Raw genomic sequence first — 12,506 nt, forward strand, 5'->3', positions numbered from 1 at the left:
GCCATGACCGCCAAGCCAGAGATGAATGCTGCCGACATCGCGAAAGCGGTGGCCGGCGGCCAATTGTCCGCGCTCGCCGCCACCGAAGCCGCGCTCGCGCGCATCAAGCAGCACGACGGCATTCTCAATTCCTTCACCGACGTCACCGCCGAACGTGCCCGTGCGAAAGCGCGCGCGATCGACGCGGACATCGCCTCGGCCAAGCAAGTCGGCCCGCTCGCCGGCGTGCCCTTCGCGGTGAAGAACCTGTTCGACGTAGCCGGTCTGCCAACGCGCGCCGGCTCGAAGATCAACCGCGACCTCGCGCCGGCCAAGCGCGACGCCACGCTGATCGAACGAATGGAGGCGGCCGGCGCTGTCCTGGTCGGCGCGCTCAACATGGGCGAATACGCCTACGACTTCACCGGCGAGAACATCCACGACGGCCCCTCGCGCAATCCGCATGACACCACACGGATGAGCGGCGGCTCGTCGGGCGGCTCGGGCAGCGCCGTCGGCGGCGCGCTGGTGCCGATCGCGCTCGGCTCCGACACCAATGGCTCGATCCGCGTGCCCTCGTCCTTCTGCGGCATCTTCGGCCTGAAACCGACCTATGGCCGGCTGTCGCGGGCACGCTCGTTTCCGTTCGTGGCGAGCCTCGATCATCTCGGCCCGTTCGCGCGCTGTGTCGCCGACCTCGCGCTCGCCTATGACGTGATGCAGGGGCCGGACGCTGACGACGGCGCCTGCACCACGCGCGGCGTCGAGCCGGTCACGGCGCTGCTCGGCCAGCCCATTTCGGGCCTGCGCGTCGCTATCGCCGGCGGACATTTCCAGAAGAACGTGTTTCCGGAAGCCGTCGAAGCCGTCAGCCGTGTCGCCAAGGCGCTTGGCGCAACGCAAGTGGTCGATATCCCCGAAGCTTCCCGCGCCCGTGCCGCCGCCTATGTCATCACCACCACCGAAGGCGCTTCGCTGCATCTCGATCGGCTGCGCCAGCGCCCGAACGATTTCGATCCGGCCGTGCGCGACCGGCTGATCGCGGGCGCCATGGTGCCGGCAGCGCTGGTCGACCGCGCGCAAAAATTCCGCCGCTGGTATCGCGCGCAGCTCGCCGAGATCTTTGCGTCGGTCGACGTGCTGATTGCGCCCGCAACGCCCTGCACCCCGCCGAAACTCGGACAGGTGAACTTCAATCTCGACGGCGTCGAGTTGCCGGTGCGCGCCAATATCGGCATCCACACCCAGCCGATCTCCTTCATCGGCCTGCCCGTGGTGGCCGTGCCGGTGCCGCTCGAGCCGCTGCCGATCGGCGTGCAGATCATCGCCGCCCCCTGGCGCGAGGACATCGCGCTGCGCGTCGCGCACGCATTGGAAAAGATGGGCGTCGTCGCTGCGCCCGCGCCAAGGGGACTTTGAGAGGATTCTGAGATGGAGATCGATCTCCCCGAGGTGATCGCGGAAGTCAAAGCCGCGTTCGAGCGCTATGAGCAGGCCCTCGTCAGCAACGACGTCGCCGTGCTCGGCGAGCTGTTCCGCAACGACCCGCGCACCTTGCGCTACGGCATGGGCGAGAACCTCTATGGCTATGAGGCGATCTCCGGCTTCCGCGCCGCGCGCTCGCCGGTCGGGCTCAATCGTCGCACGGCAAAGACGGTGATCACGAGCTACGGCCGCGACACGGCCGTGGCGTCCACCTTGTTCTATCGCGACACGGCGCCCGGCAAGGTCGGCCGGCAGATGCAGACGTGGATACGTTTCCCGGAGGGCTGGCGCGTCGTCGCCGCTCATGTCAGCATCATCGACGAGCCGAAAGAGACCGTATGACGCTTGACGATTTTCCGCAGGGGACACTGCCGGGCGAGCCGGTGGTGCCCCGCGTCGACCGTCCCTCGCCGTCGGTGCAGAAGGTCACGCGCGCCGAGGAGCTGCGTCTTCAGCTTGCGGACGAGATCGTGCGCGGAACCCTGGCACCCGGTGCGCCGCTGGACGAGACCGACATCGCGCGGCGCTTCAGCGTTTCGCGCACCCCAGTGCGCGAGGCGCTGCGCCAATTGGTCGCGAGCGGCCTGGTCGAGGCGCGGCCGCATCGCGGCGCGGTGGTGGCGCAGCCGTCGATCGAGCGGCTGAAGAGCATGTTCGAGGCGATGGCCGAGCTCGAGGCGCTGTGCGCCGGCCTTGCCGCCGAGCGCATGTCCCCTGCCGAGCGGCATGCGCTCGAGGCCGTCCACGAAGAGCTGCGGCTCTTGAGCTACGCCGGCAATCCCGAGCGCTTTCACGAGGTCAACGAGCGCTTCCACAACACGATCTATTCCGGCTCGCAGAACGGCTACATCGCCGAGATCACGCTGGCGACGCGCGTGCGCGTGCAGCCGTTCCGCCGCGCCCAGTTCCGCAATCTCGGCCGTCTCGCCAAATCGCAGGCCGAGCACGACCGCGTCGTCGTCGCCATCATGCGCGGCGACAAGCAGGGCGCCGCGGCCGCGATGCGCGCGCATATCGAGCTGGTGCGCGGGGAGTACGAGATCTACGCGGTGTCGGTGTAGCCGGACCCGCGTCCCGGACGCGGTGCAGTGCCGTAGGGTGGGCAAAGGCGCAAAGCGCCGTACCCACCGTCTTTCCTATTTGATGGTGATGGTGGGCACGCTTCGCTTTGCCCACCCCACAGGACTCACCCTCTCGCGGCTTCCGCCATATACTTCCGCCATCCCCCATATGCGGTGATATCCCGCGCCTCGCCCAGCACTTCCGGCTCGACGAGAAAGCCCTTCACGCTGCGGCCATCGGCAAGCCGGATCGTGCCGACCGCCATCGGTGCGGGAATCGCGTTGACGAACTTGCCGAACGCCGCCGCAGACAGTGACCAGATCTCCAGCTCGATCGACGCACCTTTGCCGGCTGCGACGCGCAGCAGGCCCGGCTTCGGCGGCGTGGTGTTGAGCGCATAGAGTTTGTAGTCCGGCGCGGTCTTTGTCGCCTCCATCAGCTTCCCGCTCAACGCCTTCAACTCGCCGTTCAGCGCCATGCCGGACAGATGCGCCCCGACCACCGCGATCGGAATCTCGTCGATGCCTTCGGCGGGCAGCGGCGCGAGCGCGGGCTGCGCGACGCCCTTTGCGCCAACTGCCAGTTTCGTATCCGCATGGAACACGCGGCCGATGCTAGCCAGCATCGCATCGTGTCCGGCGGGCGCGAGCAGCGTGATGCCGAACGGAATGCCATCACTGCGCATCGCAGCCGGCACGGCGAGACCGCAGAGATCGAGCAGGTTGACGAAATTGGTGTAGGTGCCGAGCCGGCTGTTGAGCTCGATCGGATTGGCGAGCACCTGCGCGGTGGTGTAGGCCGTCGGCGCCGTCGGCAGCACCAGCGCGTCGATGTTCGCAAACGTGCGCTCGGCAATCTTGCGCAGCCCTTGCAGGCGATAGAGCGCGGAGAAGGTCTCCGCCGCCGTCAGTCGCGCGCCGGCCGCCGTGATCTCGCGGGTGACGGGGTGGATCGCATCGGGTGCGGAAGCGAGCAGGTCTTTGATCACGAGATAGCGCTCGGCGACCCACGGCCCCTCATAGAGCAGCCGCGCCGTCTCGTAGAACGGCTCGAGGTCGAACTCGACCAGCACCGCGCCAAGCGCGGTCCAGCGCTTCAGCGCATCGCCGTAAGCGGCTTCCGCCTTCTTGTCTCCGAAGAAGATCAGCTGCCCGTTGCGCGGCACGCCGAGGCGCAAATTGGCGGGGAATTGCGTGAGCGGGCCCAGCGGCCGCTCGCGCGAGAATGGATCGGCCCGGTCCGGGCCGGCCATCACCGACAGTGCGAGCGCGGCATCGTCCACCGTCAGTGCGAACACCGAAATGCAATCGAGCGTGCGGCAGGCCGGCACCAGGCCAGCGGTCGAGATCATGCCGAGGCTCGGCTTCAGCCCGACGATGTTGTTGAGCATCGCCGGCACGCGGCCAGAGCCGGCGGTGTCGGTGCCGAGCGACAGCGGTACGAGCCCGGCGCCGACGGCGGTGGCCGAGCCCGAGCTCGACCCGCCGGGAATCAGATCCTCGCGGATCGAATTCCGGGGAATGCCGTAGGGCGAACGGCCGCCGACGAGGCCGGTCGCGAACTGGTCGAGATTGGTCTTGCCGATGATGATGGCGCCTGCGGCGCGCAGGCGCTCCACCGCAGTCGAATCGTGTGCCGGCGTGTAGGAGAAAGCCGGGCAGGCTGCAGTCGTGGGAAAGCCCAGCGCGTCGATATTGTCCTTCACCGCGACCGGCACGCCGTAGAGCGGCAGGCTGGCCGCGTCCTTCGTGGCGAGCTTTTCGGCCTCCGTGATCGCATCCTTCTCGTCGCGCAGGCTGATGAACACGGCGGGATCGTTGTGGTCGCGGATGCGCTGATAGGTCCGCGCGATCGTCTGTGCCGGCGTCAGCGTCCCCGCGCGATGCGCGGCCACAATCGCGGCGATCGTTTCAGGCTGCTGAGCCCCCATGGCGTCCAACTCCGGCATTTCGTCTTCGCCTGGAGTGAAGCAAGCGATGTGCCATTGTGTACATTATCCGGGCAGGGCGATTGCTCCGGATATTATCGTGCGATCAGTGGCTTGGGGAATATTTCGGCAGGCGCATGGGCCGTCGCATCGGCGACCTGTGACGTGCATCTGCCCAAATCATGGGCAGCCGACATCAGGTGAAGCCGGCGAGGATCCGGAGCAGGTGCGCCCGGTTCTCCTTGCCGATCTTCGCCTCGACGTGCCGCTCGTGCTCGGCCGCGAGCCGCTTGAACTTCGTCAGCGCCGTCTCGCCCTGCGCGGTCAGATGCAAGGCATGGGAGCGCCGGTCCTCCTTCGATTTGATCCGCTTCACCAGCTTGCGCTGCTCGAGGCTGTCGAGCAGATGCACCAGCCGGGCGCGCTCGATGCCGAGGCGCTTTGCCACCGCCATCTGTGACAAGCCCGGATTGGCGCCGATCACCGTCAGCACCGAATATTGCGTCGGCCTGATGTCGACCTCGCCGAGCGTCTTGATGAAGTCCTGAAAGATCCAGATCTGGAAGCGTCGCACCGCATAGCCGGCGTGCCCGACCAGTGCGTCGAGGCCAATGTCGCCGGCGGCTTCGCGAGGCGCTGCGCCGTTGCCGGCGCGCCTGCGCGGGGAGGGGCGGGTGTCGGCCCGGGCTGCATTGGCTGTCACGTCGGTGTCTCCTGTCGCGCAATCCTAATGCCTCGAAGCGCCGAGAGGAAGAATGTTGTTGACGACAACAATTGCCGTGCCCAACATTATGGCCAAAGCGGCCCGAAACGAGGCTGCGGCCCGCCGCGGAGGAAACACATGACAGTTGCCCCAGATGGTGACGTTGCAGGCCTGTTCGCAACGCCAAGGACCGTCGCAGAGCTTCGCGCCGACGGCAGCATCGTGCTGCGATCGCCGGATCCGTTGCGCGCTGCTGCGCGCTGCGTGGGCGATTGGCTGGAGCAATGGGCGCGGCAAACGCCGGATGCGATCTTCCTGGCCGAGCGCGGCAGCGTCGAAGCGCCCTGGACCACCGTCACCTATGCGCAGGCGCTGCGGAACGTGCGCGCCGCCGCGTCCTGGATCCTCGCGCAGGGCCTCAGCGCCGAGCGGCCGCTCGCGATCCTCTCCGACAACAGCATCGACCATGCGCTGCTCGCGCTCGCCGCTCAGCATGTCGGCGTGCCCTCGGCCGCGATCTCACCGGCCTATTCGCTGATGTCGAAAGATTTTGACAAGCTCAAGAGCATGATCGCGCTGCTCGAGCCGGGCGCGATCTACGTCTCGGCGACCAAGCCGTTCGCGGCAGCGCTGGCAGCCATCAAGCCGCTGCACCAAGCGCAGATCATCAGCGGCAATGCTGCTGATGCCGACGCGCTGGCCTTCCGCACCGTTGCCGCAACGCCCGAGACGCCTGCCGTTGCAACAGCCTTCGCCGCGGTGACGCCTGATACGATCGCAAAATTCCTGTTCACCTCAGGCTCGACCGGCACGCCCAAGGCGGTCATCAACACCCAGCGCATGCTGACCTCCAGCCAGCAAGCCAAGGCGCAGACCTGGACCTTCCTCGAAGAGAGCCGCGGCAATCTCGTCATTCTCGACTGGCTGCCCTGGAGCCACACCTTCGGTGCCAACCACAATTTCAACCTCGTGCTGCGCAATGGCGGCTCGCTCTATATCGACGGCGGCAAGCCTGCGCCCGGTCTGTTCGCGACGTCACTTGCGAACCTCAGAAGCGTGATGCCGACGGTCTATTTCAACGTGCCGCGCGGATTCGACATGCTGATCGCGGCGCTGCGCAGCGACGAGGAATTGCGCCGCCGCTTCTTCGGCGAGGTGAAATTCGCCTTCTACGCCGGCGCCGCGCTGCCGCAGAATCTGTGGGATGCGCTCGAAGAGCTCTCGCTCAAGACTGTCGGCCGCACGCTGCCGATGGTCTCGGCCTGGGGCTCGACGGAGACCTCCCCGCTCGCCACCGATTGCCATTTCCTCGCCGAGCGGTCCGGCAATATCGGCGTGCCAATTCCCGGCACCGAACTGAAGCTCGTTAGGTCAGGCGACAAGCTGGAGGTGCGCGTGCGCGGCCCCAATGTCACGCCGGGCTATTGGAAGGCGCCGGAACTGACCAGGCAGGCCTTCGACGAAGAGGGTTTCTATCTGATCGGCGATGCGGTGAAGCTCGCGGATAGCGCGCGGCCGGAGCGCGGCCTGTTCTTCGACGGTCGCGTCGCCGAGGACTTCAAGCTCAATTCCGGCACCTGGGTCAGCGTCGGCACTCTCCGCGTTGCCGGGATCGCCGCGCTGGCGCCGCTCGCGCAGGACATCGTCGTGTCGGGCCACGGCGGCGATGAGGTGCGCTTCCTGGTGTTCCCGAACGTCGCGGCCTGCCGCGCGCATGCCGGGCTGCCCGAGACGGCTGATGTGAACGAAGTGTTGGCGCACGACAAGGTCGGGGGTGCGATCGCGCAGGGTCTGGCGCGGCTGAAACAGCAGAGTGGCAACTCCTCCGGCCACGCCACGCGCGCGCTGCTGCTCGCGGAGCCGCCCTCGGTCGATGGCGGCGAGATCACCGACAAGGGCTACATCAACCAGCGCGCCGTGCTGACGCGGCGTGCGGAGGCGTTGGCGCGGTTGAACGATGATGCGTCGGGGGAATGGATCGGCCGCGCCGGCTAATGCAGTTGCCGCGCATACGCCCCGGACGCAGCGCAGCACGCAAGTGATGCGCTGCTGAGCCGGGGCCCATTCTTTGCGGGCGTCGCTAAATCTGGATCCCGGATTTGTGTCGCGTCATCGCGCCGCGTCCGGGACACGAGAGCGAGACGCTGAGCCCACCGAACTAAGCCAGCCATCCTGTCGTAATATCTGCCGAATCTTTTGTTGCCTAAGCAACTAATTTATGCGAACCGTTCCAGGGGCGGACGACGGCAGACGAACTGCCGCGGCCGATCTCGGAGGAAACAATGTTCGGCAGGATTGGTGCCGCGAACATACGTGGGCGCATGCCTGAAAGTGCCGGCACGACGCAGCCTCGGCGCTGCGTGTCAGGTGTGGCTGCTGTCCGTCACCGCGCCGAGATTCTCGTGCAGCCGGCGCAGCAGGTCGATCAGAACCTCGCGCTCGTCCTTGCTGAGGCAGGACAGCAGCCGCCGCTCGCGCTCGAGCGCGGCGACGATCACCTTGTCATGGGTGGCGCGGCCTTTCGCCGTCAGCGCGATCGAATGGGTGCGGCCGTCGTTCGGATCGGTGCGGATCGACACCAGTCCGCGTTTCTCGAGGCCGGCCAGTGTCCGGCTCACCGGCCCCTTGTCGAAACCGATGACGTGGCAGATGCGCGAGGCGGGAATGCCCGGCTCGAGCGCCAGCAGCGACATGATCCGCCATTCCGTGACGTTGACGCCGAACTGCTTCTGATAGAACGCGGTCGCGCTGTTCGAGAGCTTGTTGGCGATGAAGGTGATGAACGCGGGCACGTAACGCTCGAGGTCGAGCGTCGGCCCCGCATCACTGGGGGCGAGCTTTTGGCGAACTCTGGTCGAGGACGGCGGCATATCGGTTTTCTGACTCGCGGCGGGCCCGAAGACCTAAGGGCATGCGCCGCCCTTTCACAAGGTCAAAATGAGGGAGGTCTTTCATGACCGCATCCGGCTCCGTTGGATCAGGTGTCCCGCATCTCGACGTCGACCCCTTCGACATGAAGTTTTTCGCCGACCCCTATCCCACCCATGAGCTGCTGCGGGAAGCCGGCCCGGTGGTCTATCTCGACAAATGGAAGGTGTACGGCGTTGCGCGCTATGCCGAGGTCCATGCCGTCTTGAACGATCCCGCAACCTTCTGCTCCAGCCGCGGCGTCGGGCTGTCCGATTTCAAGAAGGAGACGCCATGGCGGCCGCCGAGCCTGATTCTGGAAGCCGATCCGCCCGCGCACACCCGCACCCGCGCCGTGCTGTCGAAAGTGCTGTCACCGACAGTGATGAAGCAGGTGCGCGACCGGTTTGCCGCGGCGGCGGAGGAGCGGGTGGATGCGCTGATCGAAAAAAGCAGCTTTGATGCGATCACCGATCTCGCCGAGGCCTACCCGCTGTCGATCTTTCCGGATGCACTTGGCCTGAAGCCCGAAGGCCGCGAGCATCTCATTCCCTATGCGAGCGTCGTGTTCAACGCGTTCGGTCCGCCGAACCGGCTCCGCCAGGAGGCAATCGAACGCTCGACGCCGCACCAGGCCTATGTCGCCGAGCAGTGCCAGCGCGAGAACCTTGCGCCCGGTGGCTTCGGCGCCTGCATCCATGCGCAGGTCGACGAGGGCGCCATCACCGCGACCGAGGCACCGCTATTGGTGCGCTCGCTGCTCTCGGCCGGTCTCGACACCACCGTCAACGGCATCGGGGCCGCGGTCTATTGCCTCGCGCGCTTTCCCGATCAATGGCAGCGCCTGCGCAATGATCTCTCGCTGGCGCGCGGCGCCTTCGAGGAGGCCGTGCGGTTCGAGAGCCCGGTGCAGACCTTCTTCCGCACCACGACGCGCGAGGTCGAGCTGTCAGGCGCGAGGATCGGCGAGGGCGAGAAAGTGCTGATGTTCCTCGCCGCGGCCAATCGCGATCCCAGGCGCTGGGACAGGCCCGACAGCTACGACATCACCCGCCGCGCCTCCGGCCATGTCGGGTTCGGCTCGGGCATTCACATGTGCGTCGGCCAGCTCGTGGCACGCCTTGAAGGCGAGGTGATGCTGACGGCGCTGGCGCGCCGCATCGCGAAGATCGAGATCACGGGCGAGCCGAAGCGCCGCTTCAACAACACGCTGCGTGGGCTCGACAGCCTGCCTGTCACCATCACCCCGGCCTGACGAGGAGCTTTGATGCCCGCCATCACCTTCATCCATCCCGACGGCAAGTCCATCCGCATCGAGACCGTAGGCGGCGAGAGCGCCATGCAGGCCGCGACCCGTCACGGCCTCGACGGCATCCTGGCCGAATGCGGCGGCAACGCCATGTGTGCGACCTGCCACGTCTATGTCGACGAGGCCTGGCTCGTGCGCCTGCCTGCAATGGCTGACGATGAGGATGCGCTGCTCGACGGCACCGCCGCCGAGCGGCTGCCGAACAGCCGGCTGTCCTGCCAGATCGACATCACGCCCGAGCTCGACGGGCTGGTGCTGAGGATGCCGGAGCGGCAGGTCTGAATCTCGGAACGTGCCGGCAACGACCGGCGCGACAATACATCAAACAGGGGAGGGAATGATGAAGCATCTGAAGTTGACTCTCGCGCTGGCTGCGAGCCTGGCGACCGGCGCGGCGAATGCCGAGATCTCGGACAACGTGGTGCGCATCGGCGTGCTCAACGATATCTCCGGCATCTTCCAGGACACCAACGGCATGGGCTCGGTCGAGGCCGCGCGCATGGCGGCGGAGGATTTCAACGGCCGGGCTAAGGGCATCAAGGTCGAGATCGTCTATGCCGACCACCAGAACAAGGCCGATGTCGGCAATGCCATCGCGCGCAAATGGCTCGACATCGAGGGCGTCGATGCCATCGTCGACGTGCCGAACTCGGCCGTCGGGCTCTCCATCAACGCGCTGTTGCGCGACAGCCGCATGACGTTCCTGGCGTCCTCGACGGCGAGCTCGGATCTCACCGGCAAGGCCTGTTCGCCGAACACCATCCAATGGGTCAACGATGCCTGGGCGACCGGCAACACCACGGCGGCCGCCATGATGTCGCGAGGCGGCAAGGAGTGGTATTTCCTCACGGTCGACTACGCCCTCGGCAAGGGTATCGAGGCGGAGGCGCAGAAATACATCGAAGGACACGGCGGCAAGGTGCTCGGCTCGTCAAAACATCCGCTCGGCACCTCCGACTTCGCGTCCTTCCTGTTGCAGGCGCAGAGCTCGAAGGCGCAGGTGATCGGATTGGCCAATGCCGGCGGCGACACCATCAACGCGGTGAAGCAGGCCGCCGAGTTCGGGCTCCAGCAGAGCGGGCAGAAGCTCGTGGCCTTCCTGCTCTTCATCAACGACATCCACGGCATGGGCATCAAGGTCGCGCAAGGCCTCCAGCTGATGGAAGCCTTCTACTGGGACATGAACGACGACACGCGCGCGTTTGCGAAACGCTTCGCAGCCCGCGCCGGCATGAACGGCAAGATGCCGAGCGGCAATCAGGCCGGCGTCTACGCCTCCACGCTCGCTTATCTCAATGCCGTCGCCGCCACCGGCAGCGACAACGCCAAGAATGTCGTGCCCGAGATGAAGAAGTTCAAAGGCAAGGACAAGCTGTTCGGCGACACCACGATCCGCCAGGACGGCCGCGTCGTGCATCCGATGTACCTGTTCGAGGTGAAGAAGCCGGAAGAGTCGAAATATCCGTACGATTATTACAAGCTGGTCTCGACCATTCCGGCGGACCAGGCGTTCCGTCCGCTGGCGGAGGGCGGGTGCGAGCTGGTGAAGTGAATGTAGCCAGGAGCGCGATCTTCCTTCATCCTCCCCCTCCTGGGAAGGGTAGGAGAAACGTCCCTACACCACCTTGCTAGATCCCTGCGTGATCAGCCGCGCCGCGCGCTGATCGCGCGCGTAGATCCAGAGCCAGCTGAGGGCGACGCTGAGGCGGTGGCGGAGGCCGATCAGGAAGTAGATGTGGGCGATGCCCCAGATCCACCACGCGATGGTGCCGCGCAATTTGATCTTGCCGAAGTCGATCACCGCGAGCCGCTTGCCGATCTGCGCGAGGCTGCCGGCGTGCTTGTAGCGGAACGGGCCCGCCGATGTGCCGCGCAGCCGCGCCTTGATGGTCTCGGCGACATGACGGCCCTGCTGCTTGGCCGCCGGCGCGATACCCGGCACCGGCTTGCCGTCCCAGGCGTTGATGGTGACGGTATCGCCGATCGCAAAGATCTCGGGATGGCCGGGAATGCTGAGGTCGGGCTCCACCAGCACGCGCCCGGCGCGATCGCTGGCTGCGCCCAGCCATTCGGCCGCGGGCGAGGCGCGCACGCCGGCGGCCCAGATCCGTGTCTTTGCCTCGAGCAGCTTGCCGCCGAACACGACGCCTTCACGATTGATCTCGGTGACGGCCTGGCCGAGCACGACCTCGACGCCGATCTTTTCCAGCGAGGCCTGCGCGTAAGCCGAGAGGTCGTCGGGAAAGCCGGCGAGCACACGCGGGCCGGCTTCGATCAGAACGACGCGTGCCTTCGTCGTGTCGATGTTGCGGAAATCGGCAGGCAAAGTGTGGTGCGCCATTTCGGCGATGGTGCCGGCGAGCTCGACCCCGGTCGGGCCGGCGCCGACGATGACGAAGGTCAGCCGCGCCGCGCGCCGCTTCGGATCGGTCTCGCGCTCGGCGCGCTCGAATGCCACCAGGATGTGCCGGCGCAGCGTGGTCGCATCCTCCAGCGTCTTCAGGCCAGGCGCCCATACCTCCCACTCGTCATGGCCGAAATAGGCGTGCCGCGCGCCGGTGGCGAGCACCAGCGTGTCATAGGGTACCTCGCTGCCATCGTCGATCAGAACGCGGCGCCGCTCGGCATCGACGCCGCTCACCGTCGCGAACAGCGTCGTCACCTCGCGCCGGTCGCGCATGAGATGGCGGATCGGCCAGGCGATCTCGCTGGTCGCGAGCGATGCGGTCGCGACCTGGTAGAGCAGCGGCTGGAACAGATGATGATTGCGGCGGTCGATCAGCGTGATCTCGACCGGTGCGCCCGCAAGGCGGTAGGTCGTCTCCAGCCCGCCGAAGCCGGCGCCGACGATGACAACGCGGTGGGGAGTGGCGGCCATGATGCACCTCGAATCTCGCTGCTGCTCACCTGCATTTAAGTGCGGATCGGGCGTCGTGGTCCAATAGTCGTCATCAATCGTCGCATAGGCCTGATGTATCGATCTGGCGCGAAAAAGCGCCGCAGCCTCCGGGCCGGCCTTGGGCGGCCTTGGCCGAAGTGAGTAGAATTATATTTCTTGCCATCGCAGATTAGGGCGAAATATGGTGCAGGAGCCGCCGCTGAGCCGTTGGCGGCTCGATGGATTTTGCGTTCAA

The 12,506-nt window shown here is 66.3% G+C and carries 11 protein-coding genes; 7 read left to right on the top strand and 4 right to left on the bottom strand.

Annotation, left to right across the window (positions count from 1 at the left end; translation table 11 throughout):
- The first annotated feature begins 3 nt into the window (after positions 1-3).
- Genes P6U28_RS33905 through P6U28_RS33915 form a run of 3 tightly spaced genes read left to right on the top strand, consistent with a single transcriptional unit; the run spans position 4 to position 2,525 of the window.
- Positions 4-1,398, top strand: a complete 1,395-nt coding sequence (locus P6U28_RS33905) for an AtzE family amidohydrolase (protein WP_174221616.1) — start codon at positions 4-6, stop codon at positions 1,396-1,398.
- A gap of 12 nt (positions 1,399-1,410) precedes the next feature.
- Entirely contained in the window at positions 1,411-1,806 is a 396-nt protein-coding gene (hpxZ, locus tag P6U28_RS33910; RefSeq protein ID WP_122406125.1) for an oxalurate catabolism protein HpxZ, read from the top strand.
- Complete coding sequence (locus P6U28_RS33915) at positions 1,803-2,525, top strand: GntR family transcriptional regulator (protein WP_122406124.1); 723 nt, start codon at positions 1,803-1,805, stop codon at positions 2,523-2,525. The genes hpxZ and P6U28_RS33915 overlap by 4 nt, the downstream gene beginning before the upstream one ends.
- A gap of 125 nt (positions 2,526-2,650) precedes the next feature.
- Here the strand turns inward: P6U28_RS33915 and atzF are convergent, their stop codons facing one another.
- Both atzF and P6U28_RS33925 read right to left on the bottom strand, forming a co-directional pair.
- Positions 2,651-4,456: an allophanate hydrolase gene (atzF, locus tag P6U28_RS33920; protein WP_407123136.1), complete on the bottom strand. Its 1,806-nt coding sequence runs from the start codon at positions 4,454-4,456 to the stop codon at positions 2,651-2,653.
- Between the two features lie 193 nt (positions 4,457-4,649).
- A complete protein-coding gene (locus tag P6U28_RS33925) occupies positions 4,650-5,156 on the bottom strand; it encodes a MarR family winged helix-turn-helix transcriptional regulator (RefSeq protein ID WP_407120614.1) in 507 nt (168 codons plus the stop codon).
- A gap of 138 nt (positions 5,157-5,294) precedes the next feature.
- On the opposite strand from P6U28_RS33925, the gene P6U28_RS33930 reads away from it, so the two are divergent.
- Positions 5,295-7,151 carry a feruloyl-CoA synthase gene (locus P6U28_RS33930; RefSeq protein WP_407120615.1) on the top strand — a complete coding sequence of 619 codons (1,857 nt, stop codon included), beginning with the start codon at positions 5,295-5,297 and terminating at the stop codon, positions 7,149-7,151.
- A gap of 368 nt (positions 7,152-7,519) precedes the next feature.
- On the opposite strand, the gene P6U28_RS33935 is transcribed toward P6U28_RS33930, so the two are convergent.
- Positions 7,520-8,026 (bottom strand): MarR family winged helix-turn-helix transcriptional regulator, encoded by a 507-nt coding sequence (locus P6U28_RS33935; protein ID WP_122406120.1) that lies wholly within the window; start codon positions 8,024-8,026, stop codon positions 7,520-7,522.
- A gap of 83 nt (positions 8,027-8,109) precedes the next feature.
- On the opposite strand from P6U28_RS33935, the gene P6U28_RS33940 reads away from it, so the two are divergent.
- Genes P6U28_RS33940 through P6U28_RS33950 form a run of 3 tightly spaced genes read left to right on the top strand, consistent with a single transcriptional unit; the run spans position 8,110 to position 10,924 of the window.
- The gene (locus P6U28_RS33940) at positions 8,110-9,318 is read left to right on the top strand and encodes a cytochrome P450 (protein WP_122406119.1); all 1,209 of its coding nucleotides are present in this window, start codon (positions 8,110-8,112) and stop codon (positions 9,316-9,318) included.
- Positions 9,319-9,330: 12 nt separating this feature from the next.
- Positions 9,331-9,654 (top strand): 2Fe-2S iron-sulfur cluster-binding protein, encoded by a 324-nt coding sequence (locus P6U28_RS33945; protein WP_122406118.1) that lies wholly within the window; start codon positions 9,331-9,333, stop codon positions 9,652-9,654.
- A gap of 58 nt (positions 9,655-9,712) precedes the next feature.
- A complete protein-coding gene (locus P6U28_RS33950; RefSeq protein WP_407123137.1) occupies positions 9,713-10,924 on the top strand; it encodes an ABC transporter substrate-binding protein in 1,212 nt (403 codons plus the stop codon).
- Between the two features lie 63 nt (positions 10,925-10,987).
- Here the strand turns inward: P6U28_RS33950 and P6U28_RS33955 are convergent, their stop codons facing one another.
- Positions 10,988-12,250 (bottom strand): NAD(P)/FAD-dependent oxidoreductase, encoded by a 1,263-nt coding sequence (locus P6U28_RS33955; protein ID WP_129146134.1) that lies wholly within the window; start codon positions 12,248-12,250, stop codon positions 10,988-10,990.
- Positions 12,251-12,506: the final 256 nt, after the last annotated feature.

The organism is Bradyrhizobium sp. STM 3561, assembly GCF_045571455.1.
In the GTDB taxonomy this organism is placed as follows: domain Bacteria; phylum Pseudomonadota; class Alphaproteobacteria; order Rhizobiales; family Xanthobacteraceae; genus Bradyrhizobium; species Bradyrhizobium vignae.